Below are 21,996 nucleotides of genomic sequence, written 5' to 3' on the forward strand. Positions count from 1 at the left end.
GGATCGGACTTGCCGATGGATCGCATGACGCTCTGCGAACGCTATCTGGCCGCGCTCGACGCGGGCGATCGGTCGGCCGTCCTGGCGCTGTTCGCGCCGGATGCCGTCGTATCGTCGCCGCTGTACGGGACGCGGGATGCCGCGTCCTTCTATGCCGCGCTGTTCGCCGATACGACACGATCGAAGACGCGGCTGCTAGCCGTCTTCGACGCGGCGACCGCCGGTAACGCGGTGGCGCTGCACTTCGAATATGACTGGACGCTGCATACCGGCGCGCTGGTCAGTTTCGAATGCGTCGACGTGTTTCGCCTGACATCCGACGGCCGGCGGTTCCAGAGCCTGACGATCATCTACGATACCGCGCCCATACGGACCGCATTCGCCGAAGCAAGCCGCCGGACTCCCGAGGGACACACGTCGATCGGACCCTGAAGACGCCGCGGCCGGCCATTGCCCGCCGGTCCGATCGCGCGCCGCGCCGCCGGCATGTGCTGCGAGCGGCATCCCGCCGCCGTCCGGCGTCACGCCGGAGTCACGTCCACGGCTTACCCGGACGGACGGGCAGCGACGGGGGACGACATGGCGGGGGGCAGTCGATGAGCGCGAGGACGGCCTATCTCGTCGCGCATATGTGCAAGAGCCTGGTGTGGCACGCCAGCGGCCTGCTCTTCGCCTTCTTTCTGACCGAAACGTGCAGGCTGCCGCCGTGGACGATGGGGCAGGTCATTGCCGTCTCGCTGTTCGTCAACGCGCTCGCCGATGTCGGCATCGGCCGGACGATGGCGTCCGACATGCGGCGGCCGACGCTGCTCCTTCACCGGCAGGGCGCCGCGGCCGGTCCGGCGGGCCTGTTCTTCGTCCTGTTCTGCGTCACGCCGCTGCTGCCCGCATCGATCCGCCTCGGGGCCGCGCTCGTCACGCTCACCGGGTTCCGGCTCGCCTTCGCGCGGATGGACGTGCCGCAGAACGCGCTGCTGCCATGGCTAGCGCCGGATCCGGGATCGCGGATGCGGCTGATCGCAGCCCGCAACGTCTGCGCCGGCTCCGCCAGCCTGCTGGTCGCGGTGATCGCGGCGCCGCTGCTGCTCCCGGCGACGGGCGGCGCACTGCCGCACGTCATATGGGCGACAATCGTCGCCGGCGCGGCCGTCGCCAGTGCGCGACACCTCGCGCGCCGGCACCGGATCGCGGCACCGCCACGACGGGACGCGGCCAACCCCGTGGGTCGCCGTGCCCTGCCCGGCGCGCTCGTGCTCGCCATCGCCTGCGCGACCGCGGCGGGCAGCACGCTGTTCCGCGCGATGGAGCCCTATGCCGCCGCCTATGGCGGGGCGGGCGTCGGCATCATGATCTGGGCTTCGCTCGGCGCGATCCTGTGCCAGCCGGTCTGGGCCGCCGTCGGCCGCCGGCTGCCCCCTCACCTGCCGCCGGTGCTGGCCGGCGGCTGTACCATCGTCGCCGCATGCGCCACCGCCGGTCCGCCGGGCACGGGCGGCATCGGCGGGGCGATCGGGGGGCTCGGCTTCGGTATCGGCAGCGGCGGCGTGTGGCTGATGGTGTGGACGGCCGCGATCCGCGGCGACGACCCGCTGGCCAATATCCGGCGCATCACGGCCCTGACCGCGACCGCGAAGGTCGCACAGGGCGCCGCGATGCTGTGGCTGGGCCATGCGCTTCATGCCGTGCCCTATCGCAGCGACCTGGCGACCCCGGGCAGCTTGCGGGCGCTGACGCTGGTCGCCGGCCTGCTGCTGGTCGCATGCGGCGGGCTGCTGCTCGCGATCGGCGAACGCCGGTCGGGTCGGCCATCGCGCGATGCGGGACCGGCGGCGCGGACCGTGCGCGGCCGGGCGCTGCCGCCGTCGGCCGCGTCGCCGCGCCCCGCGCCGCGACGGGGGGCCAGCCGCCCAGGCGGCCCGGGACGCGTGGGTCGCCGGCGCCCCTTGCCTGCCCGTTCAGCGATTGATGAGGCGCTGGTGCGAGGCGGCGTAGCGCTCGCCCTGAAGCGTGATGCCGCCAAGCGATACCGCGATACGCGCGAGATCGGCGTCCGTCAGCGCGACGTCCAGCCCCCCCAGGTTTTCCTCCAGCCGATCGAGCCTGGTCGTGCCGGGGATCGGCACGATCCACGGGCGCTGTGCCAGCAGCCAGGCCAGCGCGACCTGTGCCGGGGTCGCCCCCTTCTCGGCGGCGATCGATCCGACGAGGTCGACCAGTGCCATGTTCGCCTTCAGCGCCGCGGGCGCAAACCGCGGCACCGTGCTGCGGAAATCGTCCGCGGCGAAGGTCGTCTGCGCGTCCAGCTTGCCGGTCAGGAACCCCTTGCCGAGCGGGGAAAAGGGCACGAAACCGATGCCCAGTTCCTCCAGCAGCGGCAGGATCTCGGCCTCCGGTTCGCGCCAGAACATCGAATATTCGCTCTGCACCGCGGCGACGGGCGTCACCGCATGCGCCGCGCGGATCGATGATGCGCCCGCCTCCGACAGGCCGAAATGCTTTACCTTGCCCGCCTGGATCAGGTCCTTCACGGTACCGGCGACATCCTCCATCGGCACCGCGGGATCGACGCGATGCTGGTAGAACAGGTCGATCCGGTCGGTGCCGAGCCGCGCGAGCGCCGCGTCGGCGACCTGGCGGATGCGATCGGGCCGGCTGTCCACCCCGTCCGTGGGGACGCCGTTTTTAAAGCCGAACTTGGTCGCGATCACGACCTGGTCGCGCACCGGCGCCAGCGCCTCGCCGACGACCGCCTCGTTGATGCCCGGGCCATAGGCTTCGGCCGTGTCGAAGAAGGTCACGCCCCGCTCGAACGCGGCGCGGATCAGCGTCACCGCCTCCCGACGATCGGTCGCGGGGCCATAGCCGTAGCTGAGCCCCATGCAGCCCAGCCCCAGTGGCGATACCTCCAGCCCGCTCTTGCCCAATATACGTGTCTGCATGATCTCGCTCCTGCGCCGTCCGGATGAGGCGCACGCAAGGCGCCGCCTGGCGAACAGATAGGGGCTGGCGATTGATCCGATTAGACAGGCCCGATCGCATGGGCCTATGATCGCACGTCATGAAACCATTACCGACGCCCCCGTCGCATGCCGCGTGAGGACCTCGGCAGCCTCGCCCTGTTCCTCGCCGTCGCGGACGAGCGGAACTTTACGCGGGCCGCCGTGCGGCTCGGCGTGTCGCAGTCGGCGCTCAGCCACGCGATCCGGCGCCTGGAGGCGAAGCTGGGCCTGCGGCTGCTGACCCGCACGACGCGCAGCGTCTCGCCCACCGTCGCGGGCGAGCGGTTGCTCGACACGCTGCGCCCCGCGCTCGAGGCGATCGATGCCACGCTGACGTCGCTGACGGAATTGCGCGACCGCCCTGCCGGGACGATCCGCATCACCACGTCGAGCCACGCGGCGCGGACCATCCTGTGGCCGGCCATAGACCGGCTCGCGGCCGACCATCCGGACATCGCGGTCGAGCTCAGTATCGAGGCCGGATTGACCGATATCGTCGCCGAACGCTTCGACGCCGGCGTGCGGCTGGGGGAACGGCTGGAAAAGGACATGATCGCGATGCCGATCGGTCCGAAGCTGCGGATGGCGGCCGTGGCGTCACCCGGCTATCTCGCCGGGCGCGGCACGCCGCGGACGCCCGGCGATCTTGCCCGCCACCGCTGCATCAACCTGCGCTTCGTCAGTTCGGGGGGCCTGTACGTCTGGGAATTCGAAAAGGACGGACGCGAGCTGAAGGTGAAGGTCGAGGGACAGCTCGTCCTCAACGACGTCGCGCTGGCGGTCGACGCTGCGATCGCCGGGCACGGCATCGCCTTCATGCTCGAGGACCATGTATCGGCCGGGCTGGCGGACGGACGGCTCGTTCGGGTGCTTGCCGACTGGTGCGAGCCCTTCGACGGCCATTATCTCTATTATCCCAGCCGCCGCCAGCCATCCCAGGCGTTCAGCCTGCTGCTGGACGCGCTCCGGTACCGAAGCGCGCCGTGAGCGGCGTCCGCTGGCCATAGCGGACGGGGCGGAGAGCCCTTGGCACGTGACGGTATCTGAATGGGAAAAGGCCAGGACGGGCAGCGCCTTTCGTGGAGGGCCGCCGATCTGGAAAGTCGATGGTGCCGCTTACAGGACTCGAACCTGTGACCCCCGCATTACGAAGGCTAGTGACGCCACGCGAGAAGTTCAGCTTTTCCTACGATTTTCGCCGGAAAACGAGGCTGCCGGCGGTATAACCCACCGACTTCCCAGTTTCGTCCGAGGACCTCGATCAACCGCTTCCTTGCCAAAGCGCGTTGGCATGGGAAAAGCGAAAAATGCGACCTGCGTCAGACCTGCGGCGGGCTCACGCCACCTGTTCGGGATGGGCACTCCTGACCCCGGTGAACGTGCTGCCGAGCGAACAGCCGTGATGCGCGCGTCTGTGCTCGAAGTGCGCCCGCTGTCCTGTGGTGCCTTGCCTATGAGCACGCACTGCGCCGCGGCATTCCCGACAACGGAATAGCTCCCCGCGCGGCATTTCAAGCGCCGCCTCGATTGCGATGCCGCGCCACTCGCCCGCCGTCCAAATCTCGCTCTCAGTGCTTTTCGTCATCGCTAACCCACCTGAATGAAAGCCGTTTACAGTCGCACACGGCTTGAGGAAGGGCGCCTAGGTGTGCGGGCCGAACCGCTGGCGATGGCCAATCACTTAAGGAGTGGGCTGACTATTTTCGCAAGCTGCTAGGGCGTCGAACGCAAGCTGGTCGAGCCACTCGTCATCGGACCGTTCAGTCCAAGGCCTCAGCACACCCACTAAGGCTGGATCGGCAACCAGCGCGGCGGCCTCGAACAAGGGCATACCCGCCGAGTCGCCAGACAATGCTTCTAGGACGAGCGGTAGCGCCAGAGCACGATCACGCCTTGCAATACCGACGAGCGCCTCTTCTCGCACGACGTCGTTTTCATCATTGGCGGCGGATAGCAGTGCCTCGCGGATTTCCGACGTATCCGATTCCTCGGACGCAAGGAGCATCGTCGCCCAGTCGCGGTTAGAGACGTCGTCGTCTCGTGTCATCGCGATAAGCCGTCGCAAGTTCGCGTCAGCAAAGGACGAACCTGCAAGCGGAACTTCCTCAGCGGCAACTGCCTTGAGAAAGTCAGAAGCAGGCTCGTAGTGCTCGGTCATCGAACTAGCGTAGCACGGACGACGATCGGCAGCGAACCCCCGCAAGCGGACCGGCCGCTACCGCCCACTTGCGGACTTACACCTGTTCTCGCTCTAATACCGGACATGAGGATGCCGCCGACCACACCGAGCGGAGTTTTTCGCGAACTTGCTAATCGACCCGGCACCGGCCTTCGTATCGCACGCTGGTGGATAGTGATCGGCGCACTAACTGCATTATTCGGATGTGCCGTGGCTATCGCTCACTTCGCCTATGGCGTTCCAATTCAGGATGAAAACACTGGTGTCCCCGCAACGGGGGGTGAGATTATAGCTATAACATCGCTCTTGGCAACTGGCGGATTGTTCTTTGTTTGCGCCGGCATTGCTCTTCGACGTTGGCTACTCAACCAAACGAACGTCCGCTAACCCTTCGGAACCGGACATTCCGCTCACGCCCAATAGCGGACGTTCAAAGCATGTGCGAAGGTGCGCCGTGGAACGCATAAACGACGACACGCCTGCGAACCGGCTTTACCTCAAGGGCTTGGCAATCCGATACGAGCGGCACATTGGTAAGTGGCTGCCGATCATGCGGCACCTTGCTCTACGCGGACATCCAGGTGCGATGATCGAGCTTGCCGATTGGTTCTCGAACGATGGAAGCGCCGATCCGTTTGGCACGCCTGCGAACGCTTTCAGCGCGGCCGGGCTGTATCGACGCGCATACAAACGAGGCGACATGCGCGCTGCTCAACACATGGCGTTAAGCTGCTTCAATCAAAACAACATGGCTGGTTATCGGCATTGGCTCGGTCAGGGTGCCAAAGCTGGTGACGGTGAAGCAAGACAGGAACGCAGACAGTTCGAAACGCGGCTCTGGCACGCTGACGCCGGCGAAGTGCGGCGGTTACGACCGAAGCAGAAGCGGGACGGATTTGCTTAGGACTAAGTCCGCTTTTCCTCAGAGAGCGGCCATTCCGTATTCGCCCAATTGTAGACGTTCAACAGTGTCGTTAAGTCGGCTTATGCTCGACGCATTTCGCCCCTGGCTGCACCTAATTTGGGGGACTGTTGTGCTGCTCCCCCTCGTGAACAAGCGGCCAAATAAGTGGTTGGGTCGCCCAATCCGCCGCGCCAACGAGCCAGCTCGATTTTGGTTGTTGTGCTGCTTCGGCATTTTCCTAATCGCGATCGGCAGCTACGAGGCTTGGGAAGGCGTAGTCCGCTCACGCCCAATAGCGGACACAAACCGGGCACTCGGCGGGTCCTCTGAGTAGGTCGACGACAGCGGTGCCTAGGGAACGGCCGCGCGACGGAGAGCATCTCCGCCGCGGTAACGAGCGGGCCTAGCCCGGCGGTCGTTTTCCCGTCCAATCACGCTGCCCGGTCGCAACCTCCTCCCATTCGGAGCGGGATAGACAAACCACACGCCCAGTCTTTCGGTGCTGCAGGCAGTAGCGGGACGTCCCATATGGGGTGCTTCGACCATTATCATACGTACGGGCTTGAAGCTGATACGCGTCACCCGCTTGTCGAACTGCCTGCGATGATGATGGCATGTTCTGGCGTTGGACTTGCGCCAAACCCGGGGAAGACATGGCGTTCACGATGAGCGCCAACATCAAAGCATAGCGGTTCATATCTAGCTCCTGGCCCTTGGTTGCTTCGACGATATGGATCGGCGTCGAGGCTTGGTGCGGACAATCGAGGGGAGCGTCTCCTCAACTAGTGAGCGGAACTGCCTCGACATACGGGGATCATGTCATCCTCACCCACTGGCCGCAACTGCTCGAAAGCTGCCGGACCGCTAACCTCCCAATAGCCGACATTCCGAGTAAGTATCGTGCGGGTATGAGGGGGCGGGTTCCAACGCGACCTGCTGGCTAAGGCACGATTGGCCGACAGAGGGCTCCTCCACCATGCAAAACGAAAAGGGCCGGTTGCCGATCGCTCTAGCCGGACGATGGCGCTAAACGCTGACTGTTCCTGACGGCGTTTATGCATTTGCCTGTCGTTGAAAGGCCAGCGTTCGACCCTGTAAATTGCAGAGACAGTCAACAAAGTACTTGTGGAACGACCACTCGTCCCGCATTCTCTCGAACGCCGGACCCTTTGCTCGGCCTGTGCGCGTACCTCTCTTCGATTGAGGTAATCATGCGCTATAACCTACCGCTGTATTCGCTACTCGCCCTGAGTGTGTCCGGCTGCAACCTTACCCCGGTTAAGCCAATTCCTCGACCACCCGAAGCTTACGCCTCTGCAGAGGCCGTGCTCCTGCAAATAAAGGCGGACTTGGCGGAATATAACGCTTACGAGGCGTTCAGCGCGAAAAGCCAACCGCTTCCAAATGCCTGCAAAGGCGCACTTACGTTTAGCATTCGATCGGTCACTATCACTTTGAACGTGGTCACCGAAGTCTCGATCGGCGGCGAGGTGTCGGCGAAAGTTCCGCTTGGCCCATTCGAGCTGGGACCATCACTCGGCACGTCACGCGCAAGCAAAACCTCGCAGAAGATAACGTTCATGCTTGAACCAAGTCCGGATCAGGCGCCGTCGACGGGGCCCACCCCTGTGCCGCGCCCGGGCACGTTTTACGCAGCCCTACGGGGGCTTCGCGAGGGGTTGCTCCGGGCAAGCGGCGATAAACCGTGCTTCACGTTTCCGAAGGAGCAAAAGAACCAAGTCGAGTCGGCATTTGAGGTCGTTAACTCTGGCACCACTAAGTTTGGCGTATCTTTCCTCATCTTTTCAGTCGGCGCCAACGCTGGCGAAAGCAGAACGGACGCTAACACGATCTCGATCGCGTTCGACGCGGCAGGGAGCCTACTCACCGATTCGCAAGGCGTGGTGAAGCGGGGCGACCCTCACCTCCAAGGTCAATTGCCGGACGATCTGCGCGATAAACTGATCCGTCAATTGGATCAGCAGACGCGTTCACAAACAGATCCAACAGGTAATAAGGCGCGGCGCCGCGATCGCTGAGCAGGTACTGGTTCGGGATATCGCTCGGGTATGGCTAGCGGTGTTCAACACGATCTGCTCGATGCTGCCCGAGGGGCGGGCGGAGGGCATCTCGGCCGTGCCGGTGCCCGCTACTGGGAGGAGAGCGGACATTGAGGAGGCTAGGCATCGATTCAACCAGCGGGTTGCTTCGCGTGCGTTTCGTCATCTGAACGGCCAGGGGCCCAATGAGCCGCCGAACAGTAGCGATAGACCGTTTCTCGGCGCGCCCCGCCGGCAGTTAGGCAAGACGTTTCGGCTAACGTGATAGAGCATGCCGCCCGCTCCTTGCGTAAAACCACTAACCAACATGAAAGATTTTTCATGTCAAAGGCAAAAACGGGTTGCGACACTGATCGCGCTTTGGCATCGCAAGCACGTGATTGGGGAATCACCTTACAGGGGGAATAATGAAAAGGTTAATCATCACAGCCGGCATTATGTTCGTATCGGCCTCACCTGTAAGCGCCAAATTGGTCGTCAAGCCAATTGCTGACGCAAATCAAGTTATTCGCTTTAACCGAGGCATTCCCGAGATTGAGGAGGACCTCGTTGGCCAACAAGCTGCCGTCCGCGTCATCCCGTTGCCAGGCTTGGATCATGGCAGTTTATCATTCAAAGTCGCTGTTTATAATAAGTCGCTTAAGACTATGAACGTCGGCGTCGAAAATATGACGTTCAGTTATGGCGCGGATAGGCTTGCGGTTTTTACAAAAGAGCAAGTGGAATCTAAAGCAAAAAAGCGGGCGATGTGGTCGCAAATAGGATATGCTATGTTAGCAGGCGCAGCGGCCGCGGCACAGAACAATAATACAACTGTCACGACCTATGCGCCCAGCGGAAGAATTTACCGAACGGTAATCGAGCGCCCGGGCCTGAGTGACGGTCAAATCGCGGCTGTAGCGGCCGGGGGCGGTGCAGTTGCGCTAAGCCAGATCGGGCTAAACAAGACCCTTGAAATGCTAAATGATGAATACATTCAAACCACTACCCTAGATCCGGAAAGTGGATATGGTGGGCGTGTAATTTGTTCAAAGCTGAAAAAAGCGAAAATTGGCGGCCTTGTTGCTCTCGCGATCGATGTCAATGGCGAGCAGCATATTTTTAAATTCCGTGTAGAGGATGTCTGATCCCACCGTAGTAAACTTTTATTTATTAATTAGTTTTCCGTTTTTAGCAGACACCTGTTTTCGCATTCCGAGAGCCGAACAAATTTTTTAAAATTGTTTATTACCTGAGGACTCATGAAAAAGTTGAATTTTATTGGCTGCACGGTAGCGGTCTTGCTTTCATTTAGCGCGCCGGCGCATGCGCAAATATCTGTCGAAGCGAATGGAGCGCGCGCAGACGCTCGATGGGGTGGTGAACTCGGGATTGGTTATGGCGTTGGGGCTGCCGGCTTCCGCTTGACGCCCGCGGTCGGCTTACTCATCTACAGAGGCGAAAACGACCGCTATTATGAAGATTCTAACGGCGGCAATCCACGCTGCCGTGACAGCAGCAATGGCCAGTACGCTTCGAGTTCCAAATGCGATAATACAGCCGTGAGACCCTATGGTCGGCTAGAGGCAACGTACACTATCCCGCTGATCGCAACGATCGGCGGCGGCGTTCGCATCGGGAGCGACGTTCGGCCGTATGGAACAGTTGCACTTCCCTTGCTGCCAAAAATCAGCCTGAAGGGGAATGCTGGTCCCCATTACTATGCGCTAGGCCTCAGGCTAGGCCTTTGAAGCCGTAGCGGCGGCTCTCAGGCCGCCGCTTTGGCATCCGGGCTAAATCGGCTTTGCGCCCGGTGTCCCGCACTTGGCGAACTTACCGTTGGCGGCCTTGCAGCGCGTCGCCTTTACCGGCGCCGTCGACGGGCACTTCGTGAACCTGCCCTTTGCGTCCTTGCAGGGCGCGGCGATCGAGGGACTGGCGGTGACCAGCAGGCCCATGCTGGCCGCGGCGAACAGAAGCTTGCGCATTCCAAACTCTCCCGCCCGTTGATCGGGCCGGGCAATGCTGCGTCCGACCGATCACGGCGTCAAATGACATTCGCGGCATCCTGCACCTTGGCCTTGTGCGGCCTGGATACGCGATGCATTCGACTTCGCGGCCACATCCGTGACCCGCGCCCCGCAGCATGCTCTTGACCACATGCTGTGGGGCGGTTGTGCCTCGGCACACGCTGCCAGCGGCCTCTGCGACGAACCGCATGCGATTCCGTGTTCCGCTTTCGTTCTCTCGAGCGCTACAATGCCGGCGGCGAAGGAATCGAGATGAATGCGTTGCGGCTGCACGAAATACCTTACGAGTTGGTGCCGCGCGAGGTGCCGTTCTTCCTGTGCCGGACGCCTGCCGGCTTCCCGTCGCCCGCCCAAGACGACATGGAAGATCCGATCGACCTTGGCGCCTGGCTCGTCGAGCATCCCGCCGCGAGCTACATCATGCGGGTCGATGGCCAGTCCATGTCCGGCGTCGGCATCAACGACGGCGACCTGATCGTGGTCAACCGCGCAAAGACGCCGCGGTCGGGCGCTATTGTCGTTGCGCTGGTGCACGGTGACCGCACATTGAAGCGCCTGCGCCAAATGGATGGCCGGCATTGGCTGGTCCCCGAGGCGGAAGGCTATTCGCACATCCTGGTCGACGAGCATGTCGAGATTTGGGGCGTCGTGGTCGGCGTCGCCCGCAAGATGGCATGACGACACCGATCGCGCTGATCGACTGCAACAACTATTACGTGTCCTGCGAGCGGGCGTTCGACGCCAGCCTCGTTGGCGTGCCGGTGATCGTCCTGTCCAACAACGACGGCTGCGCTATCGCTCGGTCGGCCGAGGCGAAGGCGCTGGGCATCAAGATGGGCGATCCGATCCATCACCTGCGTGACACGGTGCGGGCGCATCGTATCCGGGTGCTATCGTCGAACTACACCCTCTATGGCGACATGCAGCGGCGCGTGATTGCGGCCTGCGAGCCCTTCGCGCGCGACTTCGAGATCTATTCGATCGACGAGACATTTCTTGACCTCGCCGGCTTTGAGGATCGTGATCTGGTTGCTCACGCCCACCAGATGCGGGATCAGGTACGACGTTGGACGACGATACCAACCTGCGTGGGGATCGCCGGAACGAAGACACTGGCGAAGCTGGCCAATGCCGCCGCCAAGAAGCAGCCCGCCTTCAACGGTGTCGCAGACCTCAGGGAAGAAGACGTGCGACAGGCCGTCATGCATGCCTTCCCGGTTGAAGACGTGTGGGGGGTCGGCGGGGCAACCGCGCGCAAACTCGCGGATCTCGGCATCACGACCGCTGGCACGCTGCGAGACATGCCGATGAAGCAGGCGCGCGCCGTCGGCACTGTTGTCCTGGAGCGCCTGGTAGCAGAGCTACGTGGCGTGCCGTCGTCGGCCGTCGAGATGGTTGAACCACAGCGCAAGGGCATGGCGGTGACCCGGTCCTTCGGAACACCGGTGACTACCTTCGACGGGCTGATGGGGGCGCTCAGCCAATACGCCCTGCGTGCCGGTGAGAAGCTGCGGCAGCACGGTCTGGTCGCCGCCCGGTTGACGGTTTTCTTCCACACCAATCGCCACAAGCCCGATCGTCCCCAATATGCCGGCTCGCGGACCGTGACCCTGCACCCGATGACGAGCGACAGCCTGGAGCTGATCGCCGCGGCACGTCGCGGCGCTGAACGGGCATGGCGGGATGGATACGCCTACACCAAAGCGGGCATCATGCTCGACGATCTGGTCGCTGCCGACATGCGCCCGAGGACACTGTTCGAGGACGACACCGGCAAGCGTGACCGTCTGATGAGCGCGCTCGATGAGATCAACGGCCGGTTCGGACGCTGGAGCGTTGTCACTGCGTCGCAGGGTTTCAAGCGCGAATGGAAGCTGCGGTCCGAAATGCGATCACCGGCCTGGACCACCAGCATCGCCGAGGTGCCGACAGTGAAGGCATAGCCTGAACGGAGCCCGTTTGCGGTGTTCACCGCGGGTGCAACGCCGACAGGCTACGACCCGGCATGGCTCGAAGACCCGCCAATCGCCGCGGGCGGCACCCACTTCCGCAGGAACGTCAGGGACGACCCCAACGCCGCCGCTCCCTATGGCAGCGCCTCAAGAGGTGGTGGACGGTGATCGTTAAGGGGTTCTGACATAGCTGGGCCGCATGCCGATTGTCTCCATCATGACCTACACGTCGCTCATCGCCCTCGTGGCCGGTATCTTCTTCGTCCAACTGCCCGAGCGGCGATAGGCGATCGCTTGCGCGAATCGATCGCGGAGCGCAGCCTGCCGCCCATGACCGAAGACAAGGTGACATGCCGGTGGCCGGCTTTCGCTCCTCGGTAAGCGTTGCTTCCAGGAGAACGGTATGTCGCGGGTAATCGAATATGGGGATGCTACGGAAGTCTGGGTCGAAGATGGGCACGTCTTCGTGGCCCGCCCAGATGGCCTGACAGTACGCATGTCGCCAGAAGTTGCGATCGCTATCGGCCGAAAGCTCGAATCTGCCGGCACTGAATCCTTCATCAACAAGGTGATGGATGGGCACGCCACGTCGGAGGATTTTCCCCATGACCGAGGATGATGCGACACATCGGCTAGGCGAAGCGCTCAACCACCTCCACGCCTTCGCGGCGACATTCGACGCGGCGGACTACGTCGACGAGGAAAGTGCGCTGACCGCGGAGGACCTGTTCGTCATCCTCGACACGCTCGAGAAGGTCCATGCGATCGCGAAGGCTGCGCCGAAGCTCTGATGTGCAACCGCGCGCGATTCTCCGGCGAGCCCGAAACCCTGTTCGAACGCTTCGGCGCCACCTGGGCGCAGGACGTCGTCCGGCCGAACAAGGATTCGCAAGAGCTGTTTCCAAAGGCGAAGGCGTTCGTCGTGCGCGAGGAGCGGGAGCGGCGCGCGGTCGATGTGATGCTGTGGGACGTCCTCGGGGGCGGCGCGAAGTGGCCGATGACGAACGTCCGCAACCTTGGCCTGCCGCAATGGCGAAAGCTCGCGGCCGAGCCTGCGAACCGCTGCCTCGTCCCGCTCACCGAGTTCTGCGAATGGACGCCGGACCTGCACCAGGTCGGCGAGGGCAAGCCTATCAAAGGCGAGATGTGGTTCGCATTACCGGACCAGCCCGTGTTTGCGGTCGCGGGGTTCTGGCAGCAGACGGCAAAAGGCGCAGGTTTCACGATGGTGACCTGCGATCCCAACGAGCTCGTTGCTCCCATCCATCCGAAGGCGATGATCACCATCCTGCACGAGGCGAACTGGGATCGCTGGCTGCGTGGCGACTACGACGACGTGGTGGCGTTACAGCGGCCTTACCCCGCCGATCGGATGACCGTGCGGGGTCCGGTGTTTCCAACCCGATCGCCAAGCTGACACCAGGCGTGATCAGCGCCGGACAGTGCCGCCGCTTATCGCTTCGCCAGACGCTCCAGGGGTAGCGAATGCCCCGCGGGGGTTGAGCCTGTCAGCTGCGGGTCCAGCTCTCCAGCGCTGATCGCCGCTTCGAACGCATCGAGCATGGCCGGTAGATCTTCCGCCTGCCAGAACGTGACCGCCTGCCCGCCGATGACCATCTGCTGGCCGTCGGGGCGGGTCGGGGTAAATGCCACGTACCCGGTGTCGTCAGCAGCCAGCCACTGCCCGCCAGCCTCAGTAGGCCGATCCCCTTCAAAAGCGGCCCGAGCGGCGCGGAGTTTGTCCAGCAACGCCGATCGCTCGGCGTTCGGTTCAACCGGGGTAGCAGCGCCTGAGGCGGCCGAGCCGATGGCGCCGGCGGCACCGTCTACGAGATCCTTCAGTGACATATCCTGGCTCCCTGCCGGCGCGCATGATCGCACTGGAAAGGCTCAAGCAGACAAGACTTGGCGCAGTTCCCGCGATCGGTACAATTAGGCGTCGTCGAAGCCGATGCCCCCCCCCCCCCGCTGAGTTGGAACGGCATTACGATTCTGCGCTGAGAGCTTAGCACGCCACGAGAGACCACCACTCAAGCGAGAACAGCTAAAGCGACCAAGGTGCGACGCGATGGTTGAACGCTGCCGACTCTGCACCAGCAACTATGGCGACGCCGGGATCCAGCACCTTACCGAATGACTGTAAGACCGCCGAGTGGTGCGTTTCAGATGCCGAAGCCGGAACGTAACACCGGTGCAATGTCGCCTGCAGCGCTTTGCTGTTTACCGCCCTAGCGCAACGGCGGATTTTCGCGAACCGGTGCCAAACGGGGACTGATTTGATGAATAGACAATTAACGGAATATCGAGGATCTGACGGCGCGACAACAGGGAGATTTGATATGCGATTCGGAATCATGACCGCGGCGACGGCGATCTTGTTGGCCAGCGCACCCGCAGAAGCGGCAACAGTCATCACACAGAGCTTTAACTCTACATTCACCCGATATGGTAGCCGTGGCCCCATTCAGATCGGCGGCCTAAATCTAGTCAATCAGGTCATCACCTCTGCCGTCGTTTCTTACCAAGCTGGCCAGAGCATATCTCAGAGCATTTTTTCGCAGAACCCGAACGATGCAGGTACTTTCAATTTCTCCGGCAGCTCAGGATTTGTAATTGAGAGCTTCCAGCCGATTTTGCCTGTACCTGCCTCTGTCTCTGTCGCTTTTTCCGGGTCAAATCCTTGCGTGCGAGGGATCTGCAGCGGCTCCAATAGCATAAGCGGTGACTATGTAATTCCGCAGGGAGATCTCGCAGCATTTGCCGGTACGAGCTACATCCAGATTTATGCGCTATTTGGCATTACTGGCAACGTGGCGGTAAATGGTGGCGTGCTCCTTCAGGGACGTGAAACGTATTCTTATGCTGCGGGAACAATCACCTACTTGGTGGCAGACGTCGCACCCGTACCTGAACCCGCCACATGGGCGATGATGATCCTCGGCATGGGCGCGGTCGGGTTTGCGATGCGTCGCCGGCAGAAGAACGTCACCACGACGGTTGCCTACGCAGCCTGACAGACTTCGTCCGCTTCCTCTTGGCGGGCTTGAAGGGAGCCGCCGTCCCAGACCCGGGGCGGCGGCTTTCCTGCGCCTACGGGGTACTACGCGGTTGATCGGGCGGGCAAACCTACGGCTCTCCGGGCGAAATTATGACGGACTTACGTCCCCATCAGTCTGGGAAGGCAACTCCGCGCCCGCGGAACCGGCAGCAGCTCAGCATGGCGTCGGGGGCGCAAAGAAACGATACCGGTGTCGTACCTACCGCAACCCTGAAACGGCCGACTAGCGCTTCCAGTCAAATGAGGGCGCCTAGCGCGGATATGGCTCGCAAGCGATGCCATCGCCATCACCATCCATAGCTGAGCGGTATCCTGGCTCACCGGCATAAATTGGTGCCGCCCCTGCGGCTTCCGCGTCGTTGCAGCCGCTATAGTAGGCGCTGCGTTCCCTCGACTCGCGTACCGACCTATCCTCCGTGATGGCTCGCCACGTTGATACGAACGGCCGTTCAAGGCCGACGCTTACGATCGCGGCCAAGATGCCGATCGCAAAGGCGCCGCTTAGCACGGCAACGATTTGTCGGTTGCCCGCCCGCCGGGACCGCTGTTTCTGAGCCTCACGATAGCGTCGCGCCTGCTTCATCGGGACCGCACGAAATGGCTTCTTGAAGCTCATGACGTGGAACGTAAAACCTTACGATGAACTCGTCGTAAATGTGATGCCAGAGGCGGGGATCGATGCTGCATGTTGCGGAGATCGCTTTCACCGCCGCCGCTGTCGCCATCGGCATTCTCCTGTCATTCGCACTCGGAGTGTGCGTTGTGGCGGATCGGGGAGCAAGCTCAGAGCGCCGCGAGCGGGGGCGTGGGGGCCAGGGCCACTGCCGGGCGGGTCGGCGCTCTGGGCTTGGGCGAAACGCCGTCCTGCCAATCGTCAGCGCCGCTGCCCCTCCAATTGATCGAGGCGGGAGCGGCGCATGACTTCAACTCCAGAGCGCGTAGGTGCCGTCATTCCCCCTACGCCAGCGATGTAGTTCGGCGTTCTCGCCGGCCTCCCCATGCAGAATGATGGCGACATGCTTCCGGTTGAGGCCAAGCTCGCCGCCCAGCGCGATGATCGCCGGCCCGGTATTGACGCCCGACTCTATGGCCGCCGTGATGAAGACGATGGCGCAATCGTGCTTGCTCGAGCCGCAGTTTTCGATCAGCCGACGCAACCCTTCGCGCGGAGCGACCGTGGGGCGCCGAATGACGATTGATGCGGCGGATATAGATTTGTGAGGTGTCATGACGTGCTTTCCTTGTGTTGCCGTCGAGCGGCAAAAAATAATGGAATCTGAAAGAGCCCCGCACGCACACCGACCGAAGCCAGCGCGCGTGCGGGGTAAGTTGATCAGGCGGGTCGAGCCTGTTGTTTGGCTGCGCCAGCCTCCACGGCGGCGAGAAGCGTGTCCTGCGCCAGATGGCTATAGCGCGCTGAACTGGCCACATTGGCGTGACCCAGGACCTTGCCGACCGCGAATAGGTCGACCCCGGAGTTGACCATGAACGAGGCCGCAGAATGCCGCAGGTCGTGAATCCGCAACCCCGGCAAGCCCGCTGCGTCCCGGGCTGTCTGCCACCCGTGCTTGATCGTCGTGAGGTGCTTCGCCGGATGGCGCGGGTTGGGAAATAGAAACTCGCCTCGCGGCATCTGCCGAATCTCATCCACCGCCGCCTGCGCCAGCGGCACGAAACGTGACCGACCTGTTTTGGACATTGGCACGAACAGCGTGCGACGTTCGAGGTCGACGTTCGCCCAACGCGCCGACAGCAGTTCGGACACGCGCATACCTGTGAGCAGTAGCAGGCTGACGATCGCCGAAAGTTGCGGATTGCGAGACGTATCAGCCGCCGCAATCAGACGTTCGGCTTCTTCCGCCGTGACGTACCTTTGCCGCGCGTTGTCGACCGCCTTCATCTGGATGCCGCGGACCGGGTTGCGCTCACATCCGGCGATCCCCCAACGCAGGCCGAGTTCGAACGATCGTCCGAAAATCGCCTTGATCTTCACGACCGTCGCGGGCGCCAGGCCCTCGGCCCGCTTGTCGGCCAGCCATTGCGCGACCGCGCGGCCGTCGATGTCGGTCAGGCGTACCTTGCCCCAGCGAGGCAAGATATGACGGCGAACGTACATCTCCAAGGTGTCGTACGAGCGTTGATGAAGCTGGGCGTCTGCGAGGTGCATGGCGGCCAGCTCCGCGTACTTCGGCACGGCTTTGGCCTGCGCCTTTTCGGCCACGGGGTCGCCGCCCAATGTGACCTCGGATCGCAGGCGCTGCGCCCTTTTTCGAGCGGCAGCGAAAGTGATGTCTTCTGCACGACCGATCCACTTTTGCTTCTGTTGTCCGGCGGCGTTTGGGTAGCGAAGGTAATAGCTTCGCCCGCCGGTCGAGCGGACTTCTAGGACAAATCCTTTCGTCTCAGTGTCGTAATAGTCAGTCTTTTTTCTCCCCTCAATACATTGCGCGCTGAGCACGAATGAGGCGGAGAGTTTGGCTCTTGGCATGGAGGATCCTTTCGAAGAGGTGATGGCTGAGAAGCGCAGAGGCGCGCCGCTGGCCGGATTGGGTGAGGTTCACGGGCGCGCCGGGCGGCGCTGTGCGGTTCGCGAGAATGGCTGCTCGGAGGCAGCGCGCACGCCGCCGCGGCGCACGGCGGGGGGCGGGCCAGGATTTCAGTTTGCCACCGCCTCGACGCGGCGACGATCTGCGAAACTGAAAACCTGCGCCCTGTCCGCCGGGCTTAGGTCGTCAGCAGCCGGTAGACCTTGGCGCCACGGTCACGCACGGAATACGACCAACGATGCCGCTCAGGGTCGTCGCCTTGATAGCGCTCTATGACTTTAATCGCGGCCCTGGCGCTGACCCTCGCCCGCTTCGCCGCGGCCTGCGCCAGCTGCATCTTCTGCACCGCGCCGTCCGCGATGCTGGCGACGATCGCATCGATGATTGGCTCGTCAGTGCGCTCGTCCGCCTCCCCGACAAGGCGCTCCACGTTCTCGGGGTCGACCCGCCGAACCGAAGCGACGAGCTCGTCGTACGACGCGGTGTTGCCGTCGGCGTACGCGAAGGCCTCGTCGACGTTGCCGCCCCGCCGTTTGATAAATTGGAATTGAACGACTTTTTCGCCGGAGCCCGGCCGCGCATCCAGCGGTGTGAGGATGCACGCCGCGTCGGCGTCTTCCAGCAAGTCGGTGGTGCCGGCGTGCACGAGCTTGCCCTTGGCGCTGGGGTTCTTGCGGGTGTGACCCAGGCCGATGAATGTCGCACCCTTGGCCACGCACTCCCGAACGACCTGACCGAAGGCTGTGCTGTCCTTCTTGTCCATGGTGTCGACCACCTTCTTGAGCGTGTCGACCACGATCACGACGCCGCGGCAGGTGTCGGTCACAACCATCTGCCGCATCAACGCGACAAGCTTGCCGGCCGAGAACCCTTGCAGACCTGGAACGAGCATGTGCGCGCCCACCTCTTCCAGAAGGCGCATCTTGTCCGCGACGCCGGAGCTGCTGTCGTCGCCATTCATGTAGTAGACGTTGCCCCCGAGGATGCGCCCCGCCGTTATGGCCTCGATCAGCAACCAGATCGTCAGCAGCGTCTTGCCCGAGCCCGGTTGCGCGAACACGATGGTGGCCTGTCCCGCCAGCACCACGCCCCCGAGCAATGGACTGGTCTGAAGCGCCGACGCCTCCAGCTCCGCCAGATGTCCATGCAGAGAGTATTGCTCCAGCGGATTGCCGGTGACCAACGCCTGCGGACTTTCGGATGAAACCTCCGACTGCGGGCGTTCAAGCTCGAGGATGGTCAGATCGGTGAGGCTGCGTGCCTGATGCTCATCGGGTTGGTAGTCGCCGTCGGCGGGCAAGGCGATCGCGCTTCCCTCCCCGTGCACAATGACGCCTTCGGGAACAGCGGCCCGCAGCGCTGACAGCGATGATGCGTCGGCGGTGAAAAACTGAAAAACTGAATCGCCGGCCACGACAGTCAGACGCGATTGCACCGCTGCCTGTTGCAGGACACGCCATAGCGCCTCGTGAACGGCCGCGTCGCGGGTTTCCAATGCAACGACGCCTTTGGGGACACAGCTTCCCCCCTTGCCAGCTCCTGCAACGAACCCGAACTCTTCCCAGAATTGTACTGCTTGCGTCTGCGCCTCAACGTCCACCCGCTTGGTGACCGTTAGATGTGCCGCAGAGCGCTTGTCATTAGCGATAGTATCCACTTGTATCATGGTAGCTCCTGGATGAATGCCAGTGCCCACGATCCAACAACCTCAAGCGACAGCTTCCCGAGGTGACCACAATGAGGTCACTTCTGTGTTCGACAACTACAGGGTATAATCCCCAGATGCCTTCGACAACCGGCGACGTAATCCGGCAGGCTGATGAGCCCGGCGAAGATACGTCAATGCGACGCTCGGAGCTGTTTTGCTCACCAACCATGGCTGAAAGCCCGGCCGGTGCGTCCTGAGACGCCGATCATGTGCACTAGCCACTGACGTGACTGCTCGCCGGTCTTGAAGGCGGCCAACGCGCGAGCAGCGCTGACCTTGCCGTGTTCGCCCGAGGGGATTTGGTCGGGCGGGTATTGTCAAAAGAGGTGATGACTGAATTGGTTCCGCCGCGCTGATGAACGTATGCGGCGGTGCGGTGAGCGGCAGGATTTCAGGTTCGCAGACTTCGCCGCCGCCGGCTCCGGTTCACCCCCTCCCAGACTGGCCCCTTAGGCGTAGCGACGGCAGAACAGCAGCAACGGATGATCGACTTCGACGTCATCGCGTATCAGCAACACATAGGCGAAGCTGGACCCGAAGGTGACGATTAGCTCGAAGTAGCCACCGTGATCTTGCAGCCAATCATGGGCCGGGTGGAAATCAGGTTCGCCAAAGCAAATGCCATCTATTGGATCAACGAGCGGGGAAAATCCCACATGCCGAACGATGTCTGCTTCAGTGTCGAGGATTGGGTCGATCACCAAGTATTCGGTTATATCAATTAAGTCCTCCGTAAGTGAGTCGATGCGCTGCGCAAGCAGTCGGTGAAGCTGTGGCTCGAGATCGAGCGTCAGGGCGTTCGCCATCGTGGCGCGGTCATATAAATGCAGCATGATGTCCTCCGGACATAAAAAGAGCGCCCAAGACGAGAAGTCTGGACGCGTTGCGCTCGGAATGGTCGGGTGGTCAGCGGTGCCGCCGAAGCATTCCAAGTAAAGCGGGGTCGGTGTCAATTCTGTCGGGTACGAGCAGCACGATGCCGAAGCCCGAATCATCGAGCACAAGGACGGCCTCAAGCCAGCCACCGTGTCGCTCGACGTATTCGAAGCAGGGCTCGAAATCGGGTTGGCCCAGTTGATCCCCCGTCACGAGGTTGGTCGCGATCGGCACTCCGGCTTCAGCTTCAATCGCGGCAAGGCCGTCACCATTTTGCGCCACTATAATGTGCGCGAGTTCCCCCAGATCGTACCCGTCGTACCCGAGCAGCTGATCTCTGCGCTCGATCAGCAGTCGTCGAAGATCGGGGTCGAGAAGAGAATTGAGGGCCATCGTCATGTCGGCGGTACTGCGTATTGAAATCATGTCATGACTCCGAACAAAAAAAGGCCCCCGGATTTCTCCGAGGGCCTTGGTGGGATTATGATGCCGGCCAGCGCCGGCGGGTGGTGTCAGTTCATCGGTATTCGAAAGTGATCGGCGGCGCCTTGCCTTGGCGCGCGAGTATTGGCGTCAGGAAGCCGCGCAGTGATCGTTCGCTGACGGGTAGGACGTCCGGACGCCGCAGCACCGCCTTGGCGAGCCGTTCCGCCTCCGGTTGAATGCGCTGCTGCAATTCCAGCAGTGCGGTCTTCTCGTCGATCAGCACGCCGCTCTCCAAGACGTCGTAGGACAGCAGTTTCACCGACGGTCGCGCGATCAGCCGCGGCTTGTGCAGCGAGATCACCAGACCGTTCTCGTCGCCCGCCACCCGAAACTTGCCGGGGGCCAGTACGTAGCCGATTGGATATTCGACGTGGTACTTCACGCGGATGCGCGCCGTGGAATCGGGAAACGGCGTGAACCGGATCGACGTCTTGAGATCCTGATCCCGAACGATGTCGCGCGACAGGGTCATGGTCAGGAAGCTGGCCTTCCGCGCCACCGCCTCATTGATCACGGCTTGGTAGTCGATCAATCGGCGTCGAACGATGACGCCGCCGTTCGTGCTTTCGCCCGTCTGCCGCATGGTGATCGGGTCGGCCGGCGAGCCCTTCCGCGTTAGATAGAAGCCCCCCGCCGCCAGCGCGATGATCGACGCGGCGATGAGCAGCTTGCCCTTCGCGCCGCGCACGTCAGCGCTTCCACCGAGCTTCGGCGAACGCCCTGCACGCCGTCCTGGCCTTGATGATGTTCCGCCCGGTCGAAACCCGGATGGTCTGTTCGTTGATCGGCTCAATGTCGCGGCCCCGCTTCTTGGCCTCGTCGTAGGCCCGGCTCGTCACCAGCGATCGGCACGCGACTAGCAACGCGCTCATCTCCGGCACGAACTGATAGCGGGAATAGCGGACCTCGACCGAGAAGCCAGCCGGCGTATCCTTGACGATGAAGTGGGCGTTCTTGTCTGCGACCTCGGTGAGGGGTCGAGACACGTCAGCCGGATGGGTGCAGGCGGCGAGCGCCAGAGTTGCGCTTAGAACGAGCGTTTTCGTGTGCTTTGGCATGTTAGTTCTCCCGGTGATGTGACGTGGACGCGCAGCATCGCGCCGGACGCTGGTGCGCCGACGTGTCACGGTGTGGATGCTGTCGATGATGCCGCCCCCTAGCGGGGCGACGTGCGGCTCAGACCTTTCGCCACCCCTATGTTCCTCTCGGGGCGACGGCC

Annotated in this window: 25 protein-coding genes and 1 pseudogene; 12 read left to right on the plus strand and 14 right to left on the minus strand. The window is 62.7% G+C overall.

Features of this window, described 5'->3' with window-relative positions:
• Nucleotides 1-15: 15 nt before the first annotated feature.
• Nucleotides 16-432, plus strand: a complete 417-nt coding sequence (locus LPN01_RS07485) for a nuclear transport factor 2 family protein (protein WP_262827742.1) — start codon at nt 16-18, stop codon at nt 430-432.
• 197 nt (nt 433-629) lie between these two features.
• Nucleotides 630-1,142: pseudogene (locus LPN01_RS19140) on the plus strand (MFS transporter); the annotation flags it as partial.
• A 275-nt stretch (nt 1,143-1,417) separates the two neighbouring features.
• On the opposite strand, the gene LPN01_RS07490 reads toward LPN01_RS19140, so the two are convergent.
• Nucleotides 1,418-1,609 (minus strand): hypothetical protein, encoded by a 192-nt coding sequence (locus tag LPN01_RS07490; RefSeq protein ID WP_262827743.1) that lies wholly within the window; start codon nt 1,607-1,609, stop codon nt 1,418-1,420.
• Nucleotides 1,610-1,955: 346 nt separating this feature from the next.
• A complete protein-coding gene (locus LPN01_RS07495) occupies nt 1,956-2,939 on the minus strand; it encodes an aldo/keto reductase (RefSeq protein ID WP_262827744.1) in 984 nt (327 codons plus the stop codon).
• Between the two features lie 147 nt (nt 2,940-3,086).
• Here LPN01_RS07495 and LPN01_RS07500 point away from each other — a divergent pair, with 147 nt between their 5' ends.
• Nucleotides 3,087-3,986, plus strand: coding sequence for a LysR family transcriptional regulator (locus LPN01_RS07500; RefSeq protein ID WP_262827745.1), 900 nt, complete (start codon nt 3,087-3,089; stop codon nt 3,984-3,986).
• A 694-nt stretch (nt 3,987-4,680) separates the two neighbouring features.
• Here LPN01_RS07500 and LPN01_RS07505 read toward each other — a convergent pair.
• Nucleotides 4,681-5,157 (minus strand): lyase, encoded by a 477-nt coding sequence (locus LPN01_RS07505; protein ID WP_262827746.1) that lies wholly within the window; start codon nt 5,155-5,157, stop codon nt 4,681-4,683.
• A 475-nt stretch (nt 5,158-5,632) separates the two neighbouring features.
• Here LPN01_RS07505 and LPN01_RS07510 point away from each other — a divergent pair, with 475 nt between their 5' ends.
• The 3 genes from LPN01_RS07510 to LPN01_RS07520 all read left to right on the plus strand — a co-directional run bounded on the left by LPN01_RS07510 (nt 5,633) and on the right by LPN01_RS07520 (nt 9,269).
• Nucleotides 5,633-6,082, plus strand: a complete 450-nt coding sequence (locus tag LPN01_RS07510) for a hypothetical protein (protein ID WP_262827747.1) — start codon at nt 5,633-5,635, stop codon at nt 6,080-6,082.
• 1,211 nt (nt 6,083-7,293) lie between these two features.
• Nucleotides 7,294-8,121 (plus strand): hypothetical protein, encoded by an 828-nt coding sequence (locus LPN01_RS07515; protein ID WP_262827748.1) that lies wholly within the window; start codon nt 7,294-7,296, stop codon nt 8,119-8,121.
• A gap of 428 nt (nt 8,122-8,549) precedes the next feature.
• Nucleotides 8,550-9,269: a hypothetical protein gene (locus tag LPN01_RS07520; protein ID WP_262827749.1), complete on the plus strand. Its 720-nt coding sequence runs from the start codon at nt 8,550-8,552 to the stop codon at nt 9,267-9,269.
• Between the two features lie 645 nt (nt 9,270-9,914).
• Here the strand turns inward: LPN01_RS07520 and LPN01_RS07525 are convergent.
• The gene (locus LPN01_RS07525; protein WP_262827750.1) at nt 9,915-10,109 is read right to left on the minus strand and encodes a hypothetical protein; all 195 of its coding nucleotides are present in this window, start codon (nt 10,107-10,109) and stop codon (nt 9,915-9,917) included.
• 294 nt (nt 10,110-10,403) lie between these two features.
• Here LPN01_RS07525 and LPN01_RS07530 point away from each other — a divergent pair, with 294 nt between their 5' ends.
• From LPN01_RS07530 to LPN01_RS07550, 5 genes are all read left to right on the plus strand, one after another.
• Nucleotides 10,404-10,829: a LexA family protein gene (locus tag LPN01_RS07530; RefSeq protein WP_262827751.1), complete on the plus strand. Its 426-nt coding sequence runs from the start codon at nt 10,404-10,406 to the stop codon at nt 10,827-10,829.
• Nucleotides 10,826-12,094, plus strand: a complete 1,269-nt coding sequence (locus LPN01_RS07535; RefSeq protein WP_262827752.1) for a Y-family DNA polymerase — start codon at nt 10,826-10,828, stop codon at nt 12,092-12,094. The genes LPN01_RS07530 and LPN01_RS07535 overlap by 4 nt, the downstream gene beginning before the upstream one ends.
• A gap of 412 nt (nt 12,095-12,506) precedes the next feature.
• A complete protein-coding gene (locus LPN01_RS07540) occupies nt 12,507-12,722 on the plus strand; it encodes a hypothetical protein (RefSeq protein WP_262827753.1) in 216 nt (71 codons plus the stop codon).
• Nucleotides 12,709-12,894, plus strand: a complete 186-nt coding sequence (locus LPN01_RS07545) for a hypothetical protein (RefSeq protein WP_262827754.1) — start codon at nt 12,709-12,711, stop codon at nt 12,892-12,894. The genes LPN01_RS07540 and LPN01_RS07545 overlap by 14 nt, the downstream gene beginning before the upstream one ends.
• Nucleotides 12,894-13,520, plus strand: a complete 627-nt coding sequence (locus LPN01_RS07550) for an SOS response-associated peptidase family protein (protein WP_262827755.1) — start codon at nt 12,894-12,896, stop codon at nt 13,518-13,520. Before LPN01_RS07545 ends, LPN01_RS07550 begins: the two co-directional genes overlap by 1 nt.
• Nucleotides 13,521-13,555: 35 nt before the next feature.
• Here the strand turns inward: LPN01_RS07550 and LPN01_RS07555 are convergent, their stop codons facing one another.
• Complete coding sequence (locus LPN01_RS07555; protein ID WP_262827756.1) at nt 13,556-13,951, minus strand: hypothetical protein; 396 nt, start codon at nt 13,949-13,951, stop codon at nt 13,556-13,558.
• A 491-nt stretch (nt 13,952-14,442) separates the two neighbouring features.
• Between LPN01_RS07555 and LPN01_RS07560 the strand changes: the two genes are divergently transcribed.
• Complete coding sequence (locus LPN01_RS07560) at nt 14,443-15,117, plus strand: PEPxxWA-CTERM sorting domain-containing protein (protein WP_262827757.1); 675 nt, start codon at nt 14,443-14,445, stop codon at nt 15,115-15,117.
• Nucleotides 15,118-15,411: 294 nt separating this feature from the next.
• Here the strand turns inward: LPN01_RS07560 and LPN01_RS07565 are convergent, their stop codons facing one another.
• From LPN01_RS07565 to LPN01_RS07605, 9 genes are all read right to left on the minus strand, one after another.
• Entirely contained in the window at nt 15,412-15,777 is a 366-nt protein-coding gene (locus LPN01_RS07565) for an excalibur calcium-binding domain-containing protein (RefSeq protein ID WP_316747117.1), read from the minus strand.
• Nucleotides 15,719-15,886 (minus strand): hypothetical protein, encoded by a 168-nt coding sequence (locus LPN01_RS07570; RefSeq protein ID WP_262827777.1) that lies wholly within the window; start codon nt 15,884-15,886, stop codon nt 15,719-15,721. Before LPN01_RS07570 ends, LPN01_RS07565 begins: the two co-directional genes overlap by 59 nt.
• Before the next feature lie 198 nt (nt 15,887-16,084).
• Nucleotides 16,085-16,390 carry a hypothetical protein gene (locus LPN01_RS07575; protein WP_262827758.1) on the minus strand — a complete coding sequence of 102 codons (306 nt, stop codon included), beginning with the start codon at nt 16,388-16,390 and terminating at the stop codon, nt 16,085-16,087.
• A gap of 104 nt (nt 16,391-16,494) precedes the next feature.
• Nucleotides 16,495-17,649, minus strand: a complete 1,155-nt coding sequence (locus tag LPN01_RS07580; RefSeq protein WP_262827759.1) for a site-specific integrase — start codon at nt 17,647-17,649, stop codon at nt 16,495-16,497.
• Between the two features lie 236 nt (nt 17,650-17,885).
• Nucleotides 17,886-19,373 carry an AAA family ATPase gene (locus tag LPN01_RS07585; protein WP_262827760.1) on the minus strand — a complete coding sequence of 496 codons (1,488 nt, stop codon included), beginning with the start codon at nt 19,371-19,373 and terminating at the stop codon, nt 17,886-17,888.
• Nucleotides 19,374-19,864: 491 nt separating this feature from the next.
• On the minus strand, nt 19,865-20,248 hold the full coding sequence (locus LPN01_RS07590) for a hypothetical protein (protein ID WP_262827761.1): 384 nt from the start codon (nt 20,246-20,248) through the stop codon (nt 19,865-19,867).
• 73 nt (nt 20,249-20,321) lie between these two features.
• Nucleotides 20,322-20,690: a hypothetical protein gene (locus LPN01_RS07595; protein ID WP_262827762.1), complete on the minus strand. Its 369-nt coding sequence runs from the start codon at nt 20,688-20,690 to the stop codon at nt 20,322-20,324.
• Nucleotides 20,691-20,808: 118 nt separating this feature from the next.
• On the minus strand, nt 20,809-21,465 hold the full coding sequence (locus tag LPN01_RS07600) for a hypothetical protein (protein WP_262827763.1): 657 nt from the start codon (nt 21,463-21,465) through the stop codon (nt 20,809-20,811).
• 1 nt (nt 21,466) lies between these two features.
• Nucleotides 21,467-21,835: a hypothetical protein gene (locus LPN01_RS07605; protein WP_262827764.1), complete on the minus strand. Its 369-nt coding sequence runs from the start codon at nt 21,833-21,835 to the stop codon at nt 21,467-21,469.
• Nucleotides 21,836-21,996: the final 161 nt, after the last annotated feature.

The organism is Sphingomonas sp. A2-49 (assembly GCF_025548555.1).
GTDB lineage: Bacteria > Pseudomonadota > Alphaproteobacteria > Sphingomonadales > Sphingomonadaceae > Sphingomonas.